Origin of the sequence: Paenibacillus faecis, from assembly GCF_008084145.1 — a bacterium.
GTDB classification, from domain to species: Bacteria; Bacillota; Bacilli; order Paenibacillales; family Paenibacillaceae; genus Fontibacillus; species Fontibacillus faecis.
This window is the reverse complement of record NZ_VSDO01000001.1, coordinates 1,705,453-1,729,747: the sequence shown is the minus strand read 5'-3', so window position 1 is coordinate 1,729,747 and position 24,295 is coordinate 1,705,453. Positions and strand designations below refer to the sequence as shown.

Sequence of the window (24,295 nt, the reverse complement as noted above, 5' to 3'; positions counted from 1 at the left end):
AGATGAGCGCTTATTTTAACGAGCGGCTTTTGCATGGAGCCGATTATAATCCGGAACAATGGTTGAAACATCCGGAGATTCTGAAGCAGGACATCGAATATATGAAAAAAGCGGGCTGCAATGTGATGTCCGTCGGGATCTTCTCCTGGGCCGCCCTGGAGCCCGAGGAAGGCAGCTACCGGTGGGATTGGCTGGACGGGATCCTCGATTCCCTGCACGCCAACGGGATCTCCGTATTCCTGGCCACCCCTTCCGGCGCGCGGCCGGCCTGGCTGGCGCAGAAGTATCCCGAGGTGCTGCGGGTCTCCGCGGACCGCCGCCGCAACTTGTTCGGGGCGCGCCATAACCACTGCTATACATCGCCCGTTTACCGGGAAAAGATCGAGCGGATCAATGGAGAGCTTGCCAAGCGTTACGGCCATCATCCGGCGGTCAAGCTGTGGCATATTTCCAATGAATACGGCGGAGACTGCCACTGCGACTTATGCCAGGAGGCTTTCAGGCAGTGGCTGGAGCGCAAGTACGGCACGCTCGATAACTTGAACGAGCAATGGTGGACCACGTTCTGGAGCCACACGTATACCGACTGGTCGCAGATCGAGTCGCCGGCCCCTCACGGGGAAAATGCGATACACGGCATGAATCTGGATTGGCGGAGGTTTGTGACGGATCAAACCCTGGATTTCATGCGGCATGAAATTGCCGCAGTGAAGGCGTACCGCCCGGAACTTCCGGCGACGACCAATTTCATGTATTACTACAACGGACTTAACTACTTCAAGTTCAAAGATGCGGTAGATATCGTGTCCTGGGACAATTATCCGACCTGGCACAAGAAACCGGATATCGAGATTGCCGTAGATACCGCCATGAATCACGATCTGATGCGATCGATCAAAAAAGCGCCTTTCCTGTTGATGGAAAGCTCGCCCAGCATGACCAATTGGCAGAGCGTATCGAAACTGAAAAAGCCGGGGATGCATAAGCTCTCCTCCCTGCAGGCGGTGGCTCATGGATCGAATTCGGTCCAGTATTTTCAGTGGCGCAAAAGCCGCGGCTCCAGCGAGAAGTTTCACGGGGCGGTCGTGTCTCATGACGGCAGCGCGGACACGAGAGTTTTTGACGAAGTCGCGGACTTGGGCCGACTGCTCGGCAGCCTGTCCGGGGTAGCCGGTACCGTACCGAAGGCGGAAGCGGCTATCGTGTACGATTGGGAAAACAAATGGGCGATCGAAGACTCGCAAGGACCGCGTAATCGGGATATGGGCTATATCGAAGAAGTCCAGTCCCATTACCGGGCCCTCCTCAAACGGGGCATTACGACGGATTTTGTGGATATGGAGAGCGACATCGACGGCTATAAACTGCTCATCGCTCCGATGATCTATATGCTCCGGGGGGAGTTTGAACGGAAGCTGCGCTCTTTCGTCGAGCGGGGCGGGGTCCTCGTCATGACCTATTGGAGCGGGATCGTGAACGAGAACGACCTGGTTTTCCAAGGGGATGCTCCTTACCGGTTGACGGACGTGGCCGGCGTGGTTAGCGAGGAAATCGACGGACTGTATGACCACGAACATAACCGCGGCAGCGTGGTCCAACCGTTCGGGAAGGGCGCAGGAGCCCTGCGCGGCTCCTACGTCTGCAATAAGCTGTGCGATCTGCTTCATTTGGAAGGGGCGGAGACGCTCCTGGTGTATGACGAGGATTTCTATGCCGGAAGGCCGGCGGTAACGAGGAATACTTTTGGCCGCGGTCAGGCGTATTATATCGCCAGCCACTTCGAGGCGCGTTTTTATGATGATTTTTATCTGGATCTGACCGAATCGGTCGGGCTGTACAGGCCGGTCGACATCACGCTGCCCGATGGGGTATATGCGGCCGCCCGGTCTGATGAGAAAGTGGAGTATATCTTCTTACAAAACTATAATGCGGCTTCCGCGGCCATTTTGCCGCTCGGTTCGGACTGGCAGGCCGTGAGCCGTGAAGCCGATCTAAGCCAACCATGGGCGCTCGCCCCCTATGAGGTGCTGGTTGCCAAAAGAACTGTTCAAGCCTAGTCTGAATAAAAACGAAGGGGCCTCCCTTCAGGCATCCGTTGGGGAACAGCGGTACTGTCTGGGGGAGAGCCCTTTTTCTTTTTTGAACATTTTGGAAAAAAGCAGCGGATCCTCGTATCCGACGGACCTCGCGATATCGCCGATCGTCAGCAGCGGGTTGTTCATCAGGCTGCACGCCTTGTTGATCCTGAACCGGATCAGGTGCTCCTGGAGACTGGTGCCCATTCGCGCTTTAAACACGGCGCAAAGATAGCTGCGGTCGAGACCGACGTAGTCGGCGATTTGCGAGATCCTGATTTTGTCGGCATAGTTGATCTCGATAAAATCAATCACCTTTTGCACATACAGGTCCTGCCGGTTATGCTTCCCCCATGCGGAGGCCGGCTTGGGGTTGGCTTCGGCCATGTGGGAAAACAGCGAATACAGAAGCGAGGCCCGTCTCAGATCGCGCCCGCTCTCCATCTTTTTGGCGTGGTGCATCTGAAAGATCCGTTTCTCGACAAGCTCAGGATCAAACCGGTGGAGAATGGGCCATTCCACGGAGAGACCGGCCTCCTGCAAAAAAGCTTCCGCCTGGATGCCCTGAAACCCGATCCATCCATATTTCCACGGGTGCTCCCTGTCGGCCTGGTAGTAAGTTACCTCCCCCGGAGAAATGAGAAAAGCCTGACCTCGTTCCAGGGGATAGCTGTGCTCCCGGGTTTCAAACTTGCCTCTGCCTTCCAGGACGAAGTGCAAAAGATAATAGTCCCGGACGGCGGGTCCGAAGTCATGAAGAGGTGTGCACTGCTCCATTCCGTATTGGGTCAGGTGCAGATCGAGAAAGGACGGGTGGACCGCCAGATATTCGATCAATGAGGATTCCCCCTTACTGCGTTGTGATCTGTTCTATCTAGTACCATACCATATAGATTCGCCAGATTTCCGTTATTTTTCACGATAATCTATGACTATGCCATATTTGTGTAGCGATGTTCCATTTACGGCTTCGGGATCTCCGCCTTATGATGGGAGGAATAGCGGGTTTTTTAATGAATTTGTCGGAAAAGGGGATTATTATGGCGATCCAATATAATGAATCGGAACAGATCTTCCATCTTCAATCGGAGAATATGAGTTATATCCTGCAAATCGTGAACGGTTACCCGGCTCATGCGTATTGGGGACAAAAATTGCGGCTGACGGACCGCCCCCGAAGTTACATTAATTTGAGCGGCAATCTTGCGCTGGACCGGCTTCCGCAGGAGTACCCGCAGTACGGGTCAGGGGATTTCCGCCATCCGGCGTATCAAGTCCGGCTTGAGGACGGTTCCCGGATTACGGAGCTGAAATATCAGGGGCACCGGATTTTCGGAGGCAAGCCGAAGCTTGAGGGGCTGCCCGCGGTCTATGCGGAAAGCGAGGAAGAAGCCGAAACGCTGGAGTTGGAGTTAAGGGACGAATACAGCGGCCTGACGGTGTATTTGAACTATACCGTATTCCAACACGCCGACGCGGTGACCCGGTCGGCGCGCCTGGTCAATTCCGGCACGGGTCCGCTTGGGGTGATGCGGGCGCTGAGCGCCAGCGTCGATTTGCCGCGATCCGACCTGGACATGATCTATCTGGCCGGTACATGGGCCAGGGAAGGGCACCTGGAGCGCCGCCCGCTCGGGTCCGGAGGAACGGTAATCGAAAGCAGACGGGGGGTCAGCGGGCACCAGTTGAACCCGTTCGTCGCGCTGGCGGAGCCGGGAGCCGGGGAAGAGCACGGCGAGGTGTATAGCATGAGCCTGGTATACAGCGGCAGCTTCGCGGCCCAGGCCGAAGTGGATCCCTTCCGGAGCACGAGGCTGTCCATCGGGCTGAATCCGTTTGATTTCCACTGGGTTTTGAAACCGGGAGAAGCTTTTCAAACGCCGGAAGCCGTGATGGTGTATTCGCCGGCCGGGCTCGGAGCGATGTCGAGAACGTATCACCGTTTGTACCGGACCCGGTTGAGCCGCGGGGTGCATCGCGACCGGGAACGGCCGATTCTGGTCAACAACTGGGAGGGCACTTACTTCGACTTCACTACGGAGAAGATCGTATCGATCGCCAAGGCGGGTGCCGAGTTGGGCATCGAGCTCTTCGTGCTCGACGACGGGTGGTTCGGCAAGCGGGATAACGACAGATCGTCCCTCGGCGATTGGACGCCCGATTTGCGCAAGCTGCCCGGCGGCCTGACCGACCTTGCGGACCAGGTCAAAGCTTTGGACATGCAGTTCGGATTATGGGTGGAGCCGGAGATGATCTCCCCGGACAGCGAACTGTACCGCCAGCATCCGGATTGGTGCCTTCACGTCGAAGGCCGGCGCCGGACGGAGGCGCGGTGGCAGCTTGTGCTGGATTATTCGCGCGCGGATGTGCGGGAGTATATCTACCAGACGCTGAGCGGGATTTTTAGCACGGTGCCGGTCTCCTACATCAAATGGGACATGAACCGCTATTTGACGGAAATCGGTTCCGTGCAGAGCCCGCCCGAGCAGCAGGCCGAGATCGCCCACCGGTACGTGTTGGGGCTGTACGAACTGCTTGAACGGCTGACGTCCGAGTTTCCGCATATCTTGTTCGAGAACTGCTCGAGCGGAGGCGGCCGGTTCGATCCCGGCATGATGTATTATATGCCGCAAACCTGGACCAGCGATAATACCGACGCGGTCGAGCGGCTCAAGATTCAGTACGGCACCAGCCTGGTCTATCCGGTCAGCTCGATCGGGGCCCATGTATCCGCGGTGCCGAACCATCAGGTAGGGCGCATGACCCCGCTGAAAATGCGAGGCGATGTGGCGATGTCCGGCAACTTCGGCTATGAACTGGACCTGACCCAGTTTACGGATGAAGAGAAGGAAATCGTGAAGGAGCAGGTCCGGGTATATAAGGAGATCCGCTCCCTCGTGCAACAGGGCGATCTCTATCGGCTATTAAGCCCGTTCGAGGGAGGCGAGTCCGCCTGGATGTTCGTATCCGCCGACCGCAAAGAAGCGCTGGCCTTCTATTTCCGGGTGCTGGCCGAGCCCAACGCTCCGGAGCGGAGGCTGCGGCTCCAGGGTCTTCATCCGGACTATGATTACCGGATCGAAGGCGAAAGCACGGAGGATGTGCTGCCCGGCGACCGGCTGATGCGGATCGGCTTGCCCCTTCCCGGACTGAAGGGCGACTACGCCAGCGCGATGTTCAGACTGAAGGCCGTGGAGAACTGAGAAGTGACGGCGGGACGGATTAGAGCGTCGCCATACGAAAAAAGCCTGCGAAAGATGCAGGCTTTTTTCGTGTGCGCCATGCCCTGCTCTAATCCGCAATACCGGTCATTTGGTTTGGGGCGCCGGTGCCTCATCAGACATCGTAGTAGGAGAAAATGAGGAGTCGCCAAATCGTATTTAGTTGACGAAGATCAAGGTGCCTAACCCCTACCTTCCAACCCGGCCAACTCCAAAAAGATGCAAATCTGCAGGTATTCAGGCCGATTCCTGAGCGGATGTTAGAAAAAGATGCAAATCTGCAGGTATTTCTAGTGATTTTAGAGAAACGAGCCGGTTTCGTCAAAGATTCCTGCAGAATCGCAGGAATTTTCAAATTTTTGTTCCGAACAAGAAAAAAACATGCAGATATGCAGGAATTTTATGTTATTAAGGTTGTCTGGCAAGGGACAAGTTGCCGCCCGATACGGTTTAGGGAAGAATAGCGGTCAAGAAGAGAAGGACCTTATTACTCTGAGCGGGCCCCGAAATCAGATTTTGGCCTAACGCCGCGCATTGGGATTAACGCGAACTACATGCCGCGCGCTGGTTTTAGCGAACACAGTTGGTTCTAACGGAAATAATAGCCGCTATTTCGCGAAAATCCGCACTTTTGAAATTCTAACGGAAATAATAGCGCCTATTTGTCGACTTTCCCGCCTGAATGGCCTCATTTTAGGGAAATAGCGGCTACTGCGTCCGTTAGAATTCGCAATCGCCTCAAATGTACGAAATAGCGGCTATGGCTTCCGTTAGAAAATTTCGGCCGGGCCAAACTATTTTACGTCATCACCAATGAGCCGGATTCGACAAAATCGCGGCAGAAAGCAGGCATCCGTCGGAATTACCCGTTCCGCCCTGCGGGGACGGCGTCGCCGGATACCGAACTTCCTAACTGGCCCCAGGCCCGGCCTTCTTTTTTTTCGGAGACGCGCATACCCTTTATTGAAGGCACCCATGGACAGGGCAGGGGGGATGAAGGTGCGGTTCAGAAGGGGATGGCGTTACCGGAGGGTGAGAAGATGGGGAAGCGGGCGGAACCGGAGGCCGATTAGCCGGCGAAAACTGTGGCTCATCGCGGGCGTGGTGGTGATCGTTGCCTTATTTCAGTTTATTGGATATGTGGAACGCCATATGCGGGAACCGATTATGCATTTGGCCAAAATCCGCGTGAAGCAGATCGCCACGGAATCCATCAATGAGGCGATTACGGCGCAGGTGGCGAATGAGGAGCATGTCGGCAATCTGATCGACTGGAAAACGGACGGAGCGGGAAAAGTCTCGGGCTTCATGCTGAACTATTCGGCCCATATGCGAATCACGTCGGACACGATTCATACCGTCCGGAACACGTTGGACGAGGTGGCCCGCCTTTCGGAGCATATTCCGCTCGGCCAGGCGCTGGGCAGTCCGATTCTGGCCTCGTTCGGGCCGAGCATCCCGATCAAGATCGAACCCAAAGGCGATGTGAAAGTCGATTTGAACACCCGCCGGCAGGACGCGGGGATTAATAATATCCTGGTGGAAGTTTATTTGCGGGTACGTACGGAATTGGCCGTGGTTGTGCCCTTCGATATGGAACCGCAGGCGGTGGAGACGGAAATTCCGGTTTCCTATCTTCTGGTGGTGGGCGAAGTTCCGATGTATTACTACGATAGCAAAGGGAATCCGGTCGGCGATCAGGGGGGAGCCCCGAGTATCGCGCTGCCGTCTCAGCCCGGAAAGTCGGGAACAGACGGAACGGGTCCAGAGGCGGATGGCGGTTCGCCGGGCGGGGGCGGAAGCGGCAATGGAGATGAGGGCCATGGCGAAGGCGGAGCGGCCGGAGCCGGCAACGGAAACGGAAACGGAGGTCGGGAACTCGACCCGCAAACCGGCGATTCGCAGACAGACGCCGGCCCGAAGGGAGAGAGGGGAGGCGGAGAGTCCTCTACGGAACAACCGTGAACGATTTGAACAACGGGCAGTACCGATTAAAAGGGCGCCGCAGATCCTAACCTCCGCAGGCGCCCATTTTCGTGATTTTATCGCTATTTTCGCTTGCGATCCGCCCTTTCCCACTGTACCAGGAGCGGGTAGGGGTTAAACGCCCACTCGGCCGTCCCGGTGTCCCGGTAAACGCCGTAGTGGAGATGCGGCGGAAACCGCCCTTGTGTGCCGGGGGGGCCGTAGCCACTGCTGCCGACCCATCCGATCGTTTTTCCGGGCTCGATCGGGTCGCCCACTTCGATATTTTTTTCATAGCCTTGAAGGTGCGCGTAATAGTGATACCGGTTGTTCAGATCCCGAATGCCGATGCGCCAGCCGCCATAAGGATTCCACCCCTTGGTCTCCACAATCCCGTAGCAGACGCTGCGGACCGGAACGCCGTAAGAGGCGAACAGGTCGGTCCCCTCATGGATCCGCACCCCGCCCCAACCACGACGATCCCCATAAGTGTCGCGATAAGTATAGTTTGCTTTTACCGGTAACGGGAATGCCGTATCCGAGAGGTTCACCCGGCCGAAGGTATTGTAAATTTTGGCGAACTGGCGGATGCGTGTCACGGAGGAGTCGTTTTGGTAGTATCGCCATAAGGCGATCCGAATGTCGTCTTCTTCATATCCGAAATGGTTTAAATAGACCGCCATCGTGAACAGGGCGTCCCTGTCGTTTTCGGGGCTTGCCTTGCCGTCGGCCGTGGCGTCCTTGCCGATCCCGCCGAACAGTTGAATCGTGGCCGGATTCGTGTCGGTCGTGTTGGGATTTAACGGTCCGGCCCAGAACGCTTCCTTGAAGCGAATTCCGACCAGTTTATTTTTCGGCGGGGCTTGTTCTTTTTTGCGTGGAGTTATCGTCCGTTCATATTGATCGATCGCAGCGAGCCAATACCAAGGGACATGTGTCAGCATCGCGATCTCCCGGTATAAGCTGAACCTCAGCTCATCCGCCTTTTTCTCGCCATGAGGGGCGGGGCTTCCGGGAGCCTTGGCAGCGGCGGCGCCGAAGCCGGGAGCCGTGGACAGCAGAGTCAGCACGAGAACGCAAACGATGCTGCGAAACATCCGGCTGCGTGAAAAAGCATCAGATCTCAAGGAAGATCTCCTCCTTCGATGAAGATGGCTGTCCTTTAGGATGAGGCTAAAGCTGTGTTTTTATTCCAGTATTACTGTAGGTATTTCCAGACCATTCATGGTATAATAAATGGCGCTATAGCTGATTCCACAAGAAGGAAGGTTTCCGGATTTGTCTAAACGTGTGAGTGAACCTAAGCCGGACTGGATTCGAATTAAGCTGACCACCGGAGATAACTATCAGGATATTAAAAATATGATGCGCTCCAAGACCCTGCATACCGTTTGCGAGGAAGCGCGTTGTCCGAATATTTATGAATGTTGGGCGAACCGTACCGCTACATTTATGATCCTGGGCGACATCTGCACCCGGGCCTGCCGGTTTTGCGCCGTCAATACGGGGATGCCGACCGAGCTCGATCTGGAAGAGCCGGGACGCGTGGCGGAAGCCGCGGAGAAGATGAACCTAAGACACTGTGTCGTAACGAGTGTGGCGCGCGACGATTTGAAGGACGGAGGCGCCATGATCTTCGCGCGGACGATCTCGGCGATCCGCGAGCGGCTCCCGCTTTGCTCGGTGGAAGTATTGATTCCCGACTTCCTCGGGAACGAGGAAGCGCTGCGGACCGTCATGGAAGCGAAGCCCGACATCCTCAACCATAATATCGAGACGGTTGAACGGTTGTCCGACCGGGTTCGGGCGAAGGCGAAATACCGCCGCTCGCTAGAACTTTTGCAACGCGCCAAATCCATGAATCCCGACATTCCAACCAAGTCCAGCATCATGCTCGGTGTTGGGGAGAATTGGGACGAGATCCTGCAGGCGATGGATGATCTTCGGGCCGTGGACTGCGATATCCTGACGATCGGTCAGTATTTGCAGCCGTCTCCGCAGCATTTGCATGTGGAGAAATACTATACGCCCGAGCAGTTCGCGGAGTTGAAACAGGAGGGTTTGAAGCGCGGCTTCAGCCATGTGGAATCGGGTCCGCTGGTGCGCAGTTCCTATCATGCCCATGAGCAGGTGAAATCGGCGAAGAGCCGTAAAGAAGGTGTGCCCGCTTCCAGTTAAGCGGTGAAGGAGGGAAAGCCATTGATTCAAATCGGCGGCAGAACATACGAATTAATTCAGAACTACAAGGATGCCTGGGACCCCGAGGCGTTTAAGCAAAGGTACAGCGAAGTGCTGGACCGATATGATTACATTATCGGGGACTGGGGCTATGAGAAGCTGCGGTTGAAGGGCTTCCTGCGGGACAATCATCCGAAGGCCAACAAGGACACGGCTTTTTCCGGAATTACGGATTATATCAACGAGTACTGCAACTTCGGATGCAAATATTTTGTGCTCCAGAAAGTCAAGGATCCTCAAAAAGAACAGGCGCACGGCAAAGCCGCGCCGAGCGAAGAAAAAACGGTTCCCGAGTCGTAAGGGAACCGTTTTTTCTTTATAGATAAAATATAAGTTCGGGAAGCGAGGGTTCTACTTGCAAGATAAGCGAATGTTGCCTTGTTGATAGGACCAGGTGAGGCCCGGAAACTTGTTCGCCACTTGATGGATTTCCACATAGGTTTCGCCGTTCACCAGCTTCACGCTCTTTGCTCCGATCGAGAATCCGGCCGTTTTTCCGTTACCGTCCGTGACGGTCAGCTTTTGGCCGTTGGCGGTCCAGGCGACATTTCCTTTTAACAGCGCGCCTATCATGCGCGAGGGCACATAGATGTTGTTTCCGTCTTTCAAGGTATCGATATATCCGCGGAAAGGAACGCCGTTTACGCTCAACGCGGCGGGACTCCCGCTGATATCCAGGGTCCTTGCCCCTCCTTTGTACAAGCCGGTGATCAGTTGGGCGACGGCGTTATTCTTCACCTCGATATCCGGCTTGAGGCCGACATGGTTGAAGTCTTCGCGGTTCGGCGTAAGGTACCGCTGAACCGTCAGCTTCAGGGAACTGCCGTTGGACAAGTTGAACACATTCTGGATGCGGGCTTTGCCGTAGGTCCTCGTCCCGACCACCGACGCGATTCCGTTGTCCCGGAGGGCCCCGGTCAATATCTCGGATGCGCTCGCCGTCAGCTCGTTGGTCAAAATGACCACCGGCATGCCGATGTCCTGTCCGTCCGAGATCGTAACGGCCTCCAGCTCGTTGTTCTGGCCGGAGGTATACATCAGGGTTCCGCTTTTCATAAAATACTTGGCGATATTCGCCGCCGTTTCCACATATCCGCCGAGATTATCCCGCAGATCCAGAACGAGCGACCTCATCCCCATGCCGCGGAGCTTGTCCAGTTCGGCCGCGAATTCCCGATCCCCTTGTTCGGAAAAAGAGGAGATCGCGATATATCCGATCCGGCCCGAGGGCAAGTAACTTCCGGTTACGGCCGGAATCGAGACGGGATTGCGGGTGACGGTGATGCTCTGGGCTTTGCCCCCGCGGGTGATGCCGAGGACCACTTTGGTATTCTCCTCTCCCTGAATCCGCAGTATATCCTCGTTTCCGGTGACGGGTTGACCGTCGATTTTGGCGATAACGTCGCCTTTTTGAAGCCCGGAAGCCAGGGCCGGCGAGCCGGGAAGAACTTCGGTTACGAACAGCTTGTTTCCCGAGAAGCGAAGCGTTACCCCAATCCCGACAAACTCCTGGTTGACGCTGTTCTCAAATTCTTTCAGTTCCTCGGCGGTAAAATAATCGCTGTAGGGATCATCCAGGGAATAAACCATTCCACGAATGGCGTTCTCGAGCAATTCCTCCCTCTTTACTCCCTCGATGTTATAAGCATCCAGGTAGTCCAAAACCTCCTGAATCACTTGCAGTTCCGAAGCCTCCGCGCCGGTTTCCGTACCCGCCTGATCTTCCGCGGCCCCGGCCGTATGCGGGAGAGCCAGGAGCGGAAAGGCGAGCAGGGGCACCAGCGCTCTTCGGCATAATTTGTTGAGCTTATTCCATTTCATAGTAACAAAGTCCTTTGCAGTGGATTATCCCAGGAACGCGTTGCGGACCCGTTCCCAGAAAGGGAAGGGGCGGTAACGCACGAAGCTGATCTTCTGCGCGGCCACTTGGCAGCGGACGGAGATCAGATCGTTCATGGGAAGGTTAATGTGATCGACGGTAAGCAGCAGGTTTTGCTCCTTCCGTGAGTAAATGTCGCAATGATGATGTTTGGGCAGCACAAGGGCCGAGCCCATCGTCCGGAATACGCGGTTATTGATCGAAGCGATCTCCGAAATTTGCAGCGCTTCGATGGAAGGGTGAATCATCGCCCCGCCAAGGCTCTTGTTGTACGCCGTACTACCTGAGGGCGTCGACACGCAGATCCCGTCACCGCGAAACATTTCAAACATGCGATCGTTTATATCAACCTGGGCGACGACGGTGCCGTCGACGCTTTTGAGAGTAAACTCGTTGAGGCAGATATAGGAAGTCGTTCCCGATTTCTTGCGGATTTCCAGCTCCAATAGCGGATACCGCACGATGCGCGGGGCCAATTTCCCTTCCTCCCGATGATTGCTCATCATCCGTACCAGCTCCGGGATCTCGTCCGCTTTCCAATCGGCATAGAAGCCGAGATGGCCGGTATGTACGCCAACGAACGCAATGGAGGGAATCCGGTCGATAAAGGTGTGAAAAGCGTGAAGCATAGTGCCGTCGCCGCCGATCGATACGACGATATCCGGGGATTCGGCATCCAGTTGCAAGCCTTGCGCCGCCGCTAATTTATGAAAGGATTCGCTTAAGTCGACGGACAGTTGATCTCCTCGGTCCAGAACGTAATATCTCAAGATGAAAGGCTCCTTTATTTTTCCTTTTGTAACGATCATAATCAATTCCGAAACAGAACACAATCTTTCATTTTCCCTTCTTGGCGCCCGTTCCCGGGGGGATGCGGCGGAGCCATGCGGTCAACAGCGATATGATGATCAACGAGGTGAGGATTACCGCCGCTATCAGCAGGCTGTCCCGAAGCGAGCTCCAACCCGAAAGACCGGAACCTCCGGCGATCGCCAAGGGCAGCAGGACCGGAGCCGTACCCATGAGCGGTTTCCAGAACAGGATGGCCAAAATGGCGGCCAAGACGGCGTGGATCAGCCTGGCGACGAGGAACGGGAGGTAGCGGAGGTCCGCTCCGTTGAGAATGCTGGCCACCTGGGCGTGTACCGACAAGCCCCCCCAGGAGAGGATAAAGGCGGCGGCAGCGGCTTTGAACATCGAGGGGACGCCCTCAGGGGAAGCGGCGGCCTTGGCGCCGAGCGTCACTTCAAAGAGGCCGCCGACCAGGGGTTCCGCGAGTTCTACGGGCAAGCCGGTCACCGGCAGCAGCGCCCGGACGCCGGCGTAAAAGGCGCTCATCACGTCGGAGACCGTCAGCACCTCCAAAATAACGGAGAAAAACACAACCAGTCCGCCCACAACGGTCATCAACTGAAGCGAGGAGGCCACGGCCTGGCGCAGCAGTTCACCGAGGCTTCGCCCGTCTTGCAGGCGGGCTTCATGCATCGCCCGCAGCGCGGCCGGCAGGCTGAAACGGTTGACGGCGGCCGGCTGAGCCGCGATCCCCGAGGTAGTCGTGGCGTCCGTGGGATGCGCCCCCTCCCTGGCTCCATAGAAGCGCATCAGCAATCCGACCATCAGGGCACTGCCGTAGTGGGCCGCCGCGAGGAGTCCGGCGAGCTTGGGATCGCCGAAAAAGCCGATCGAGACGGCGCCGATCAAAAAGATCGGATCGGACGAAGTGGTAAAGGAAACGAGGCGTTCCCCTTCGACGCGGCTCACCAACCGCTGCTCCCGCAGCTTGGTCGCGAGTTTGGCGCTCACCGGATATCCGGAGGCGAACCCCATCGCCGCAACGAAACCGCCGCTGCCGGGAATACGGAACAGAGGCCTCATCAGCGGGTCCAGCAGTTTTCCGAGAAAGTGGACGATGCCAAAGCCCAGCATCAATTCCGAGATGACGAAGAAAGGGAACAGGGACGGAAACAGCACGTCCCACCAAATGGCAAGCCCGCGGACGCCCGCTTCCCAGGAAGCGCGCGGATAGGATACCATCATGATCGCCAGAATAAATGCCATAAATAACAGGAGCGGAGCGCTCCAACGCTTTAGACTCATATATAACGCCCCCATAAAGATCATAGTGAATTGTATGAGTCCAGCGGGACAAACAGCACAAAAAAACAAAGAAAGCGATTACAAATGGGGCTGTATTTTTTGCATCTTTATGATAAAATGTGACTATAAATCGATAATGGATGGAGTGTTGAATATGAGTTTTGTCGCTGGTGTTCTCGTATGCGCCTTCGTATACGTCATTCGCGCCTCTCTCGTCCATTCCGGTGAAGAGGATTGGCGCAGCTATTAAACATCCTCTTTGTTGAAGAGGTCACCTTATACGTAGAAGCTCCTTTCGGAGCTTTTATTTTTTTTTGACCTGAATTTGGTATAATTAGAGTGCAGTTTAAATTAAGTGAAAGATGGAGATCGCCCGTGAATCCAAGTTTAAGCATCTACGACAATTTAGGGGGAGCCGAAACGGTCCGTAAGCTGGTCGAGGCGTTTTACCCGAAAGTTCAAGCCGATCCCCTGCTGGGGCCGCTGTTCCCCGAGGACATCACCCCTGTCATGGAGAAGCAGTACATGTTTTTGAGCCAGTTTTTCGGCGGTCCTTCGCTGTATTCGGATGCCTTCGGACATCCGATGATGCGGGCGCGCCATCTTCCGTTTCCCGTGACACCGGAACGGGCCGAAGCCTGGCTTGCCTGCATGTCCGCCGCCCTGGAGGAAATCGGCGTGGAGAAGCAGCTTTGTGACTTCGTGCTTCAGCGCCTGTCCGGACCCGCATTTCATTTTGTCAACACCACGGAAGAGTAAATTTTTTAATAGTCGGATATGAAAGGATGTTAGTCCTGTGGAGCCAGTGGAGTTAGAACCGCTTTACCAGATCAAGGTGGTATGTATCAATTGTGAAGCCAATTTTTCGACCTCTCGCGTGCGTCCGAGTTTTAAGCGGGCGGTACGTACCGATACTGACTTTTGCGGATATTACCGCAACGAGAATCCGGATTATTATGTAGTTCGCATTTGCCCCTCCTGCGGATTCGCTTCGACGGAGAACTTCAATCCGAGGCTTACGGAACAGCAGCGCGCCAAGTTTAAAGAGCAGATCGGCAAACGGATGAATCACCGTAACTACGGGGGAGCCCGCGACTGGGATGCGGCTCTTGAAGCGTACAAGCTGGGGCTGTTATGCGCTCAGACCATCGGGGAGAAGGATCGCATTATCGCGAGCCTATTGCATCATATCGCCTGGTTATACCGTTATAAGGGGAATGAGGAACAAGAGCAGCGGTTTTTGAAATACTCCTTGGACTCTTATATCCGTGTTTTTGAGAATGAAGATACGCAAGGAAGCGATGCCCGTCTGATGTATCTCATCGGTGAGCTTCACCGCCGCACGGGAAATAATAACGATGCGGTCAAATGGTTCTCCCGCGTCATTAACGACAAACGGATTATGGATGCCGCGATGATCCGGGCCTGCCGGGAACAGTGGAACCTGCTTCGTGAGGAAATGCTGAATAAAGGCCAGGAACTGCCGGAGGAAATGCGGGGTTGATGGACCCCGCGATTCCGGCTTGGCCGGTAAGTTTTAGGACCGGCGGAGTACGGTATCCGTGAGCAGATAGTCGGCATCGCTGTCCAAAATGGTAACCTTGTTGCCGCAGCAGGGAAATACGAGCAGCTTTTTCTTTCCCTCGCGCGCATGCTGGATATCCCGAGGTTTGATGGGAAGCAGGACATTACTGCTGTTGCAGTAAGGACATTCATGTACATAAACATCTCCCATGATGATATCGTAGGGCAGCGTTTTTTCGAAAGGAATCATGTCGGTTGGCCCGGCTCGTTGTTTTTATTCGTATCGGCGTCCCGCTTCGCCAGCTCCGCGATTTTTTGCAGTAATATATGTTGGGGCATATGCATAAGATGCTCGATCGGCACCTTAAGCTCGGCAGCCAGTTTGACCGCGGTATCCGGTGAAATTTGCAGCGGCTTCATGGAAATACCTCCTAGAATTTTTTTACCCTATGGTATTGAGTATTGAACAAACTTGGATCAGGGCGAACTTGTACTTATAGTTATACACTTTTAATCCACCCCGTATCAATAAGGCGGGAGGAAAGGACGAGATTTATGGAACAATTGAAGAATCCGGTTAATCCGACATGGGAGCTTGATTCCGTTTTTCCGGGAGGATCGGCTTCCGCGGAGTTTCAGCATTTTCTCCATCAATTGGGCGAGGACTTGAAGACTTTGCATGAACGGCTGATAAGCATGAGCGCTCCAGCCGATGTAGAGGAAACCAAGGCTTTCGACGAGGTGATCGAGGGACTGCAAAGCGCCAACGCGCGCATTACGGAAGCGGACAGCTTTGTCGGCTGTTTGGCTGCCCAGGATCAGCATGACAAGAAAGCGGTTCAGCTTGCCGCTAAAGTGACCGGCCTGCGGGCGGCGTATGAAAACGCGATGACCCAGTTTCAAAGCGTGCTGCGAATGACGGAAGATCCGGTATGGGAAGCCTGGATGGGGCGGGCGGAAATTTCACCGATCTCGTTCGTTCTTTCCGAGAAGCGGCAGGCCGCCCGGGAGAAGCTCGCGCCCGAATTGGAGAGCCTGGCCGCCGAATTGGCGGTTGACGGCTATCACGGCTGGGGGCAGCACTACGATACGATCGTCGCCAAAGTCGGCGTTCCGTTTACGGATGCGCAGGGAGAGACCGCGCTCCTGTCCGTGGGGCAGGCTGCCAACAAGCTGAACGATCCGGACCGCGATGTCCGCGAAACCACGTTCGCCAAGTGGGAAGAGGCCTGGAGCCAGGTAGCCGATTACTGCGCGGATACGTTGAACCGGTTGGCGGGTTTCCGTCTGAAGATGTACGAGAAACGCGGATGGGACGATATTTTGAAGGAGCCGCTGAACATTAACCGGATGTCGCGGGAGACGCTGGATACGATGTGGCAGGTTATTCAGGAAGCGAAGCCGACATTGGTGTCTTATCTGGAACGGAAAGCGAAGCTGCTCGGCGTGGATCGATTGAACTGGAGCGACGTGGATGCCCCTTTGGGCGAGGTGACCGGTAAAATTACTTACGATGAAGCGGCGGCGGAAATCGTAAAGCAATTCCGGAAATTCAGTCCCAAGCTGGCGGATTTTTCGGTCACGGCGTTTAATCGGCGCTGGGTGGAAGCGGAGGACCGCTCCGGCAAACGGCCCGGCGGGTTCTGTACCTCTTTGCCGGTCAGCCGGGAAACCCGCATATTCATGACCTTTGGAGGGACCGTTTCGAACATGGCGACACTGGCCCACGAGCTCGGGCATGCCTACCATCAGTATTTGATGGATGAGCTGCCGCAGTTCAACCAGGAATATGCGATGAACGTGGCCGAAACCGCCTCGACTTTCGCCGAGATGATCGTTGGCGATGCGCTGGTCAAAAACGCGGCGGGCGAGCAAGAGAAGATCGCGCTGCTGGCGGACAAAATCAATAACGGCGTTGCTTTCTTCATGAATATTCACGCCCGCTTCCTGTTCGAAACGCGGTTTTACGAGAAGCGTAAGCAGGGAATGCTGGAACCGGAGCAGCTCTGCGCCTTGATGGAGGAGGCGCAGCGTGAAGCGTACATGGACGCTTTGGGCAACTATCACCCGCATTTCTGGGCATCCAAGCTGCATTTCTACATTACGGACGTTCCGTTTTACAACTTTCCGTACACATTCGGTTATTTGTTCAGCACCGGCATTTATGCTCTGGCTTCGCGCGAAGGGGAAGACTTTGCCGTGAAATATGACGCGCTGCTGATGGATACTGGGCGGATGACGGTGGAAGAGCTGGCGGCCAAACATTTGAACGTCGATTTGAAGAAGCCGGATTTCTGGCGGGAAGCCGTCAATGTTGTCGTCGAAGACGTCAAGCTGTTCCTGAAGCTGACCGAGTAGGCCGTAATAAATCAAAGGCTGTCCCTAATCATCATAAAAGATGATGGGGGCGGCCTTTTTTTATTTAATGCTTCCGAGCTTGCTGCTCCTGTAAGGAATTGGCTCTGAAATCGGAATAAATACCATCCGATATATAGATTAACATCCCTTAAGGAGGCATACAGCATGAGAAGAAAATGGTTAGTCGCACTCTCCTGTGTTTTGGCGATCAGCCTGGTGAGTGCCGCATCCGCATCCGCCAAACCCGGAAACGGCAAAGGTCCGGACAAAGCGAATACGGCCGCCGAGCCAAGCAAGAACGAGACGAAAAAGGAGAGTACGTCGGAAAGCAAGGCGCAGGGCAAACCGGAGTCATCGCCTTTAAATTCCACCGAGGAGAAATCCAAAGGAAAGTCCGACTCCCCGTCCCAAAGCAACTCCAAAGGCAACTCCGAAAAAAATAAGGAACAGGGTAAGGATAAGCAACAGAATGCCAAACCGGCTTCGGTCACCGATGATACATATAAAAACAGAGGTCCGCAGGGGTACAGAGGGCTTTTGCACGCGATTGAAAACGTCAAGGATAAACCGGCGGGAGCGGTCCTCGCGGATCTTCTGCTGACAAAGTATGAAGCGCAGCTTGATGATGAAACGAAAGCCAAGCTCGAAACGATCGTTAAAGCGGACGACGCGTTGTCCGAAGCGGCGGACCTTTTGGATCGTCAGGGCAGCGTGACCGATGCGGTTTATGTACAGAAGGAAGCGATTTTGGCCGATTGGACGAACCTGAATTCCTACAAAAAGCTCGGCAAACTTTATGAGAAGTTGGGTAAGCGGGGCCTCAAGCTTTATGTAAATGGTGAAGAGCCGGCTTCGCAAGTGGCTCCGGTTGTGCGAAACGGAAATACGCTCGTACCGTTCAGAGTCATCGCCGAGTCGCTCGAGGCGGAAGTGACCTGGAGCGCGAAAGATCAGACGATCACGGTAACGAAGGACGGGGTGACCGTCAAGCTTGTCGTCGGCGCTAAAAATGCGACGGTCAATGGCAAAAAGCAAACCCTGGAAGTGCCTGCCCAAGTGGACTCGGGGAGTACGCTGGTGCCGGCGCGATTTGTAAGCGAGTCGCTTGGGGCCGTCGTGAAATGGGAGGCGGAATCCCAATCCGTCGTGGTGTACGAAGATCAAGACAAGAAGGAATAAGTGCCAGCAAAACAATCAACAAGCGGACCGGTGTTATGGCGCCGGTTCTTTTTATTACGGTTTTAGCCAGCTGAGTTCGCGAAGCGTGCGAAACAAAAAAACACCCGCGGGTGGTGTAGTGATGCTTATAGCAAAAAAACAGCTAATGTTTGGGGCGTTATCATAGGAGTGTTCAAGCCACTGTGTATAACGAAAAGGTGGCTTAATGGCTGATCGAAGGGATATATCACATCCAAAGGAGGCGCCTGTGTGCTTCCAAACGTCCAACTCCAAAAAGATGCAAATCTGCAGGTATTTTAGGAAGATTCCCGAGGGAATGCGAAAAAAGATGCAAATCTGCAGGCATTTCCAGTGATTTTAAAGAAACGAGCCGGTTTCGTCGAAAATTCCTGCAGATTTGCAGGAATTTTGAAATTTTTGGCCCCAAACAAGAAAAAACATGCACATGTGCAGGAATTTTATGTTATCAAGGTTGGCTGACGGGTGGTTTGCTTTAAAGTGTAATCGGGAGAGTTAAAGGGAAATCTACATATGGACTGGACCGGAATCCAATCAACAAGTAATATTTAACCAAATATGTTGTTTATTGTTGAATGATATATAAGGATGACATATAATGAGACATAAGTCCTATTACCCAATAGGCCATTTTATAGGAAGGGAGGGTGAATATGCTGAACGCCGATCAGCTTTCACTCGCTAGACAGGTGGATCTTGTTTTTAAGGAACTGGAGACCGAGTTGGGGGGAATGACATCGGGGACCGTATTCATCCAAATCCGCAATAACGTCATCGGGAAATTCGGGATCCGGCATAATCCGATCGCGGGTCGGAACGGCAAGTTGACGGAGGAGGAGAAAGGGCTCTCCGCAAGCCAGTGGCAAGCTTTCCGGACGATGGCGATCGAAGCTCTGAAGTTCAAGAAGTACTGGACTCATGGTGAAATCAGCTATGAATTTGCGCTTAGGCAAGATACCGTGGTTGTGGACGCCGTATTGGAGTCGAATTACAACATGGCTAATCTGATGATTCAGCGTTATCCGCGCAAGAATACCGCTAATACATACCAAGATATGCGCACTGATTTGTCTTCATAAAACATCACAGGCGACCTGCTTATTGCAGATCGCCTGTCTCCCTACTGGTCAATAGGGATATTTACGGATTACAGGTTCGAACGACCCGACAATTGCTGCTCTGCCAATTGTACCAGACGTTTGGTGATGTAACCCCCAAGAGAACCGGTTTCACGGGAAGTGTAGTTTCCATAGTAACCGTCTTGCGGGATCGTCACGCCCAATTCTTGAGCTGCCTCGAATTTCAATTGTTGCAATGCAGCATTTGCTTGAGGAACGATAAGGTTGTTACGGCTGCCGCCGCGTCCTTGTGCCATGTTTGTCACCTCCTTCGGGCTTTGTGATGTTAGTATGGTTTTCGGAACGTAAAATATGCGGTAAAACTCTAAACTAGAGCAGTGGAAATTATTGCATTTCTCCTTAGCAAACACAAAAAAGCCGCCCGTGCCATCACGAGTCGGCTCTTTGGATCCATATCAAGATTCTTCGGTAGGATAGATCATATCCAGATGCACGTTCAGCTCCAGTTGCTGCCCCGGCTGGAGATCGATCAATCCGGTTTCGGAAGGGGCAAGGCCCGTATTCGGTGCATCCGGCAACCAGGTATAGGGCTCAATGCAGAGGAATTGATTCGCTTCACCTTTGGTATAAAGAACCCAATGCTTGAAATATTCAGCATCGGCGGAATAACGAAGTCCATATCCGTCACCGCGAATTAAGTCGGCTTCCACCGGTTTGCCTCCGATGTGCAGGAGGGTGTCGAAATTTGTCCCTTTTAGGTTCAACCCTTCGTTCAACGCTTCGAGATCGCCGAGCGGAGCGGTCTTCCCGGTCGGAATTAATTCCTGATCGGAAGTGTAGATTCCCGAGACCGGAAGCTTGAGCTTCCATTGTTCCGGCTCGCCGTCCAACAGAAACCAGGTATGCAGCCCCAAACCGAACGGGGCGGGCCGATCACCCAGATGGCTCACTTTAAACGTTTGCTTTAGAGAGGAGCCCTGAAGCCGGAGCGTCATTTCCAGCTTGAGCGGAACAGGGAACTGCCTCATCCAGTTCGCGTCGTCGCTGGTGATGAATTCGGTCGTAATCGCACAGCCTTCATCGTCCTCGTCAATATCGCTCACGCGCCAAGCTTGCGTACGGTGCAATCCATGGATATGGTTGTCGTTTGCGGTATTGCGGTCAAATTGGTATTCCTCGCCGGCATACGTAAAATGCCCTCGGCGGATACGGCCGGGCGGAATCAGCAGCGGAATTCCAAAGTGATAGGGTTTTTGCAAATAGAAATCAAGATCGCTTTCTTCCGGGCGCCGCAGCACATCGCGCTGTTGAATGTGGTCCCATATGCGAATGACATTATTGCCGAGTCGGGGTAGCAGTGTGACTTCAAGTTCACGGCTATGTAAGATATACGTATCGTAACCGTTCCATTGCCCTTTGGTCACTTTTTTCATATCGTTGCTCCTTTTCCCACATAATAATCGTATCCCTAAGCTTAGACTAATAATAACACTTTTTCTTTGGGACGAAAAATGGATTTGACATGGCACTTTGCCGGGCATTATGATGATCTTATATCAAAGCGTGAATATTGTAAATGCGATGACAGGGACAAGTAAGTATGGTTCTGCTTCCTTCAGAAAGCCGGTGGTTGATGCGAACCGGTGAAGATGCCATGCCGAATGGACCCTGGAGCGCCGTGCAGAACGCGGATGAATTGTCCCCAGTATGCCGGCCGTTTATTCCACGTTACGGAAATCGAAAGGCCGCGGAATAGGATCATCATATGTCCCGGCGAATAAGGGTGGCACCACGGTCTCACGTCCCTTGCGGATGTGGGGCTTTTTTGCGTTTATATACGCGGTTCTTACTTTTTCAGTAAGGTTTCATTATTAATGGGTAACGGAGGCTGATCGATGATGAAGAAAAGAGTACTTTCCGGCATTCAGCCCAGCGGCAAACTGACCTTGGGCAATTATATCGGGGCGTTGAAGAACTTTGTAACCTTGCAGGACGAATACGACTGCAACTTTATGGTGGTGGATCTCCACGCTATCACCGTTCCGCAAGACCCGGCCGATTTACGGGAGCAGTCGGAATCGGTGGCCGCTTTGTATTTGGCCGCGGGGATCGACCCGAATAAAGCGAACGTATATATGCAATCCCACGTGCGCCAACACGCCCAGTTGGGATGGCTGTTGACGACGCTCACCTATATGGGGGAGCTCGAGCGGATGACGCAGTTCAAAGATAAGTCGGAGGGTAAGGAATCCGTAGGAGCGGGCTTGTTCGTATATCCGGCTCTGATGGCCGCGGATATTCTCATTTACAACGCCGATCTGATCCCGGTGGGGGAAGACCAGAAGCAGCACCTGGAGCTGACCCGGGATTTGGCCGGCCGTTTCAATCACCGTTACGGGGAGTATTTTACGATTCCGGAACCTTATATTCCGAAGGTTGGAGCCCGAATCATGTCGCTGGACGACGCGTCGAAAAAAATGAGCAAAAGCAATCCGAACGCGGGCAGCTATATCGGTATGCTGGATGAGCCGGACGTGATTCGCAAGAAGATCAGCCGGGCGACAACGGATTCCGGCCGGGAAGTGAAGTTCAATCCCGCGGAAAAGCCCGAAGTCAGCAACCTCATTTCGATTTACAGCCAGTGCTCGGGCCTCAGCATTTCGGAAGTCGAGCAGCGCTACGAGGGGCAAATGTATGGGCCGTTCAAAAAAGATTTGGCCGAAGTGGTCGTCGGCACGCTCGAACCGATCCAACAGCGTTATCGGGACATCCGGGAATCCGGGGAAATCCGCAATATTTTACGCCAAGGGGCCGAGCGGGCCGCGGAGATGGCGGAGAAGACGCTGCGTGATGTGCAGGAGCGAATGGGTTTTTTGGCGGAATAAACATCTAATAACGGGGATCCATCCGGACAGAGTTCTGTCCGGATTTTTTTATGTCACTGAATTGTCATAAAATCAAGCAAAGATCAAACGATTGTCAAACACTTTCGCATTTTGATATGATAAAGTTTATAGCGAAGGGAAGATTTCATGAATTTTTGAATGATTTTATATAGATGTAACCTCTATCTCAATCATTTAGGAGGCATAATTTTAAAGTGGATAAACAAATCAGTTACCATGCACCTGCGGATTCTGCGGCGCTGTCCGTGAGCGACAGGCCACCCGGAGAAGCGGCAACATGGAAGGATTTTGTTGCGCTGACCAAGCCGGGAATTCTGCGCTCCAACCTGATCGCGGTGTTTGCCGGGTTTTGGCTTGCATCGCAGTGGCAATTGGACTATTTGAAGCTGGTTTTGACCTTGGTCGGAACCGTTTTGATCATGGCGTCATCCTGCGTTTTTAACAACTATTTCGACCGGGATTTGGATACCAAGATGGCACGGACGAAAAATCGCGCTCTGCCGATCGGCAAGCTGTCGCCGAGAACCGTACTCTGGTATGCGGTGATATTAGGGATCACCGGAGCGGCGGTGCTGTTTTCCTTTTCCGGGGGTTTGGCCGGAATTTTCGGACTCGTCGGTATGTTTGTTTACGTTATCATCTACACGTTGTGGCTTAAACGGACTTCCACCTGGAGCACATCGATCGGCGCCATCTCGGGAGCTATGCCGCCTGTGATCGGCTATGTGGCCGCTTCGGGAAATATAGATTTGGGCGCGTTACTGATCTTCGCCCTGCTCTTTTTGTGGCAGCCTCCTCATTTCTGGGCACTGGGCATTCGCCGGGTTGAGGAATATCGGGCTGCGGGCTTCCCGCTGCTCCCCGTTGTGAAAGGCATCCCGAGAACCAAGCTGCAAATGATTCCTTATCTGGTTTTGCTGATCCCGATCCCGATCTTGATGTATGTATTCGACTATACCGGGATATGGTTTTTGGTGATCGGCACGGCATTGTCGGCGGCCTGGCTGTTGATGGCGCTGAAGGGGATTTCCTCCAAAGAGGAGGAAGCCAATGAGATCTGGGCCAAGAAAGTGTTTCTGTTCTCGGTAAACTACCTGACCATCGCTTTGATTGTGATGATTCTGGATACTGTACGGCTATAATGGAGGATCGATCATGACCCTTTTGAAGAAATACAAATGGACCTGGATTCTACTGGCGATCTGCGTCGTTTTGGCGGGGTATCTTCTTTGGGATTCGTTTGCCAAACCGAAGCTGCCGGTGATCCGGCCGGTGGAACATTTCAGCATGGAAAATGTCGACGGGAAGACCGTAACACTGGAGGATACCAATGGCAAGGTGAGGCTGTTTTACTTTTTCTTCGCCAATTGCCCCGATGTATGCCCTATAACCACTTTCCGGCTCAGTCAGGTGCAGGATGAGTTGAAGGAGAAAGGGCTGTTCGGTAAGGACGCCTCCATCGTTTCTATCACCTTCGACCCCGAGAGAGATTCGCTTGAGAATATCAAGGCTTTCGGGGACAAATTCAAAGCGGATTACTCCGGCTGGTATTTCTTGCGAGGGGATCAGCAGAAAACGATCGATCTCGCCATGAACTCATTTAAAATTTTAATCAACAAGGACCAGGACGGAAATTTCGTCCATATGGACCTGATCGGATTGGTCGACCGGGACGGCAATCTGCGTGAAATCTACCGCCCCGAGGCGACGGCGGCCGAAATCGCCCAAGGTGTGGCGGATCTGGCCAAAGAATAAA

The 24,295-nt window shown here is 53.8% G+C and carries 22 protein-coding genes and 1 other annotated feature; of the genes, 13 read left to right on the top strand and 9 right to left on the bottom strand.

Annotated features, from left to right (window positions below):
- Positions 1 to 2: 2 nt before the first annotated feature.
- A complete protein-coding gene (locus tag FRY98_RS07620; protein ID WP_249043349.1) occupies positions 3 to 2,057 on the top strand; it encodes a beta-galactosidase in 2,055 nt (684 codons plus the stop codon).
- A 27-nt stretch (positions 2,058 to 2,084) separates the two neighbouring features.
- On the opposite strand, the gene FRY98_RS07615 is transcribed toward FRY98_RS07620, so the two are convergent.
- Positions 2,085 to 2,912 (bottom strand): AraC family transcriptional regulator, encoded by an 828-nt coding sequence (locus tag FRY98_RS07615; RefSeq protein ID WP_249043348.1) that lies wholly within the window; start codon positions 2,910 to 2,912, stop codon positions 2,085 to 2,087.
- 203 nt (positions 2,913 to 3,115) lie between these two features.
- Between FRY98_RS07615 and FRY98_RS07610 the strand changes: the two genes are divergently transcribed.
- Both FRY98_RS07610 and yunB read left to right on the top strand, forming a co-directional pair.
- The gene (locus FRY98_RS07610) at positions 3,116 to 5,278 is read left to right on the top strand and encodes an alpha-galactosidase (protein WP_148451245.1); all 2,163 of its coding nucleotides are present in this window, start codon (positions 3,116 to 3,118) and stop codon (positions 5,276 to 5,278) included.
- Positions 5,279 to 6,289: 1,011 nt separating this feature from the next.
- Positions 6,290 to 7,261 (top strand): sporulation protein YunB, encoded by a 972-nt coding sequence (gene yunB, locus FRY98_RS07605; protein ID WP_148451244.1) that lies wholly within the window; start codon positions 6,290 to 6,292, stop codon positions 7,259 to 7,261.
- A gap of 83 nt (positions 7,262 to 7,344) precedes the next feature.
- On the opposite strand, the gene FRY98_RS07600 is transcribed toward yunB, so the two are convergent.
- Complete coding sequence (locus FRY98_RS07600) at positions 7,345 to 8,358, bottom strand: M23 family metallopeptidase (RefSeq protein ID WP_148451243.1); 1,014 nt, start codon at positions 8,356 to 8,358, stop codon at positions 7,345 to 7,347.
- Between the two features lie 181 nt (positions 8,359 to 8,539).
- On the opposite strand from FRY98_RS07600, the gene lipA reads away from it, so the two are divergent.
- The gene (lipA, locus tag FRY98_RS07595; protein ID WP_148451080.1) at positions 8,540 to 9,439 is read left to right on the top strand and encodes a lipoyl synthase; all 900 of its coding nucleotides are present in this window, start codon (positions 8,540 to 8,542) and stop codon (positions 9,437 to 9,439) included.
- A gap of 21 nt (positions 9,440 to 9,460) precedes the next feature.
- Positions 9,461 to 9,799, top strand: coding sequence for a YutD family protein (locus FRY98_RS07590; protein WP_148451079.1), 339 nt, complete (start codon positions 9,461 to 9,463; stop codon positions 9,797 to 9,799).
- 51 nt (positions 9,800 to 9,850) lie between these two features.
- On the opposite strand, the gene FRY98_RS07585 is transcribed toward FRY98_RS07590, so the two are convergent.
- The 3 genes from FRY98_RS07585 to ylbJ form a co-directional block, all read right to left on the bottom strand.
- Complete coding sequence (locus tag FRY98_RS07585) at positions 9,851 to 11,320, bottom strand: S41 family peptidase (RefSeq protein WP_148451078.1); 1,470 nt, start codon at positions 11,318 to 11,320, stop codon at positions 9,851 to 9,853.
- Positions 11,321 to 11,344: 24 nt separating this feature from the next.
- Positions 11,345 to 12,148, bottom strand: a complete 804-nt coding sequence (locus FRY98_RS07580; RefSeq protein WP_148451077.1) for an NAD kinase — start codon at positions 12,146 to 12,148, stop codon at positions 11,345 to 11,347.
- A gap of 67 nt (positions 12,149 to 12,215) precedes the next feature.
- Entirely contained in the window at positions 12,216 to 13,475 is a 1,260-nt protein-coding gene (gene ylbJ / locus FRY98_RS07575) for a sporulation integral membrane protein YlbJ (protein ID WP_148451076.1), read from the bottom strand.
- A 375-nt stretch (positions 13,476 to 13,850) separates the two neighbouring features.
- On the opposite strand from ylbJ, the gene FRY98_RS07570 reads away from it, so the two are divergent.
- Positions 13,851 to 14,234 (top strand): globin domain-containing protein, encoded by a 384-nt coding sequence (locus FRY98_RS07570; RefSeq protein WP_148451075.1) that lies wholly within the window; start codon positions 13,851 to 13,853, stop codon positions 14,232 to 14,234.
- 46 nt (positions 14,235 to 14,280) lie between these two features.
- Positions 14,281 to 14,979, top strand: a complete 699-nt coding sequence (locus FRY98_RS07565) for a DUF2225 domain-containing protein (protein WP_148451242.1) — start codon at positions 14,281 to 14,283, stop codon at positions 14,977 to 14,979.
- 33 nt (positions 14,980 to 15,012) lie between these two features.
- Here FRY98_RS07565 and FRY98_RS07560 read toward each other — a convergent pair whose 3' ends face one another.
- Together FRY98_RS07560 and FRY98_RS07555 are read right to left on the bottom strand one after the other, a co-directional pair.
- Positions 15,013 to 15,249 carry a hypothetical protein gene (locus tag FRY98_RS07560; protein WP_148451074.1) on the bottom strand — a complete coding sequence of 79 codons (237 nt, stop codon included), beginning with the start codon at positions 15,247 to 15,249 and terminating at the stop codon, positions 15,013 to 15,015.
- On the bottom strand, positions 15,246 to 15,419 hold the full coding sequence (locus FRY98_RS07555; RefSeq protein WP_148451073.1) for a YycC family protein: 174 nt from the start codon (positions 15,417 to 15,419) through the stop codon (positions 15,246 to 15,248). Before FRY98_RS07555 ends, FRY98_RS07560 begins: the two co-directional genes overlap by 4 nt.
- Before the next feature lie 135 nt (positions 15,420 to 15,554).
- On the opposite strand from FRY98_RS07555, the gene FRY98_RS07550 reads away from it, so the two are divergent.
- The 3 genes from FRY98_RS07550 to FRY98_RS07540 all read left to right on the top strand — a co-directional run bounded on the left by FRY98_RS07550 (position 15,555) and on the right by FRY98_RS07540 (position 19,633).
- Positions 15,555 to 17,357 (top strand): M3 family oligoendopeptidase, encoded by a 1,803-nt coding sequence (locus FRY98_RS07550; RefSeq protein WP_148451072.1) that lies wholly within the window; start codon positions 15,555 to 15,557, stop codon positions 17,355 to 17,357.
- A 165-nt stretch (positions 17,358 to 17,522) separates the two neighbouring features.
- Positions 17,523 to 18,536: a copper amine oxidase N-terminal domain-containing protein gene (locus FRY98_RS07545; RefSeq protein WP_148451071.1), complete on the top strand. Its 1,014-nt coding sequence runs from the start codon at positions 17,523 to 17,525 to the stop codon at positions 18,534 to 18,536.
- A 671-nt stretch (positions 18,537 to 19,207) separates the two neighbouring features.
- On the top strand, positions 19,208 to 19,633 hold the full coding sequence (locus FRY98_RS07540) for an O-methyltransferase (protein WP_148451069.1): 426 nt from the start codon (positions 19,208 to 19,210) through the stop codon (positions 19,631 to 19,633).
- A gap of 68 nt (positions 19,634 to 19,701) precedes the next feature.
- Here the strand turns inward: FRY98_RS07540 and FRY98_RS07535 are convergent, their stop codons facing one another.
- Positions 19,702 to 19,929 carry an alpha/beta-type small acid-soluble spore protein gene (locus tag FRY98_RS07535; RefSeq protein WP_148451067.1) on the bottom strand — a complete coding sequence of 76 codons (228 nt, stop codon included), beginning with the start codon at positions 19,927 to 19,929 and terminating at the stop codon, positions 19,702 to 19,704.
- Between the two features lie 159 nt (positions 19,930 to 20,088).
- Positions 20,089 to 21,066 carry an aldose 1-epimerase gene (locus tag FRY98_RS07530; protein ID WP_148451066.1) on the bottom strand — a complete coding sequence of 326 codons (978 nt, stop codon included), beginning with the start codon at positions 21,064 to 21,066 and terminating at the stop codon, positions 20,089 to 20,091.
- Between the two features lie 139 nt (positions 21,067 to 21,205).
- Positions 21,206 to 21,443, top strand: a binding site (T-box leader).
- Between the two features lie 85 nt (positions 21,444 to 21,528).
- Between FRY98_RS07530 and trpS the strand changes: the two genes are divergently transcribed.
- From trpS to FRY98_RS07515, 3 genes are all read left to right on the top strand, one after another.
- Positions 21,529 to 22,518: a tryptophan--tRNA ligase gene (trpS, locus tag FRY98_RS07525; protein WP_249043347.1), complete on the top strand. Its 990-nt coding sequence runs from the start codon at positions 21,529 to 21,531 to the stop codon at positions 22,516 to 22,518.
- A gap of 215 nt (positions 22,519 to 22,733) precedes the next feature.
- A complete protein-coding gene (cyoE, locus tag FRY98_RS07520; protein WP_148451065.1) occupies positions 22,734 to 23,681 on the top strand; it encodes a heme o synthase in 948 nt (315 codons plus the stop codon).
- Positions 23,682 to 23,694: 13 nt separating this feature from the next.
- Complete coding sequence (locus FRY98_RS07515) at positions 23,695 to 24,294, top strand: SCO family protein (RefSeq protein ID WP_148451064.1); 600 nt, start codon at positions 23,695 to 23,697, stop codon at positions 24,292 to 24,294.
- Position 24,295: the final 1 nt, after the last annotated feature.

Bases quoted from the DNA above. Each gene is read 5' to 3' on its own strand.
- FRY98_RS07620 (WP_249043349.1), top strand. From the start codon at position 3: ATGAGCGCTTATTTTAACGAGCGGCTTTTGCATGGAGCCGATTATAAT.
- FRY98_RS07610 (WP_148451245.1), top strand. From the start codon at position 3,116: ATGGCGATCCAATATAATGAATCGGAACAGATCTTCCATCTTCAATCG.
- yunB (WP_148451244.1), top strand. From the start codon at position 6,290: ATGAAGGTGCGGTTCAGAAGGGGATGGCGTTACCGGAGGGTGAGAAGA.
- FRY98_RS07600 (WP_148451243.1), bottom strand. From the start codon at position 8,358: ATGTTTCGCAGCATCGTTTGCGTTCTCGTGCTGACTCTGCTGTCCACG.
- FRY98_RS07585 (WP_148451078.1), bottom strand. From the start codon at position 11,320: ATGAAATGGAATAAGCTCAACAAATTATGCCGAAGAGCGCTGGTGCCC.
- ylbJ (WP_148451076.1), bottom strand. From the start codon at position 13,475: ATGAGTCTAAAGCGTTGGAGCGCTCCGCTCCTGTTATTTATGGCATTT.
- FRY98_RS07560 (WP_148451074.1), bottom strand. From the start codon at position 15,249: ATGATTCCTTTCGAAAAAACGCTGCCCTACGATATCATCATGGGAGAT.
- FRY98_RS07555 (WP_148451073.1), bottom strand. From the start codon at position 15,419: ATGAAGCCGCTGCAAATTTCACCGGATACCGCGGTCAAACTGGCTGCC.
- FRY98_RS07550 (WP_148451072.1), top strand. From the start codon at position 15,555: ATGGAACAATTGAAGAATCCGGTTAATCCGACATGGGAGCTTGATTCC.
- FRY98_RS07545 (WP_148451071.1), top strand. From the start codon at position 17,523: ATGAGAAGAAAATGGTTAGTCGCACTCTCCTGTGTTTTGGCGATCAGC.
- FRY98_RS07540 (WP_148451069.1), top strand. From the start codon at position 19,208: ATGCTGAACGCCGATCAGCTTTCACTCGCTAGACAGGTGGATCTTGTT.
- FRY98_RS07535 (WP_148451067.1), bottom strand. From the start codon at position 19,929: ATGGCACAAGGACGCGGCGGCAGCCGTAACAACCTTATCGTTCCTCAA.
- FRY98_RS07530 (WP_148451066.1), bottom strand. From the start codon at position 21,066: ATGAAAAAAGTGACCAAAGGGCAATGGAACGGTTACGATACGTATATC.
- trpS (WP_249043347.1), top strand. From the start codon at position 21,529: ATGATGAAGAAAAGAGTACTTTCCGGCATTCAGCCCAGCGGCAAACTG.
- FRY98_RS07515 (WP_148451064.1), top strand. From the start codon at position 23,695: ATGACCCTTTTGAAGAAATACAAATGGACCTGGATTCTACTGGCGATC.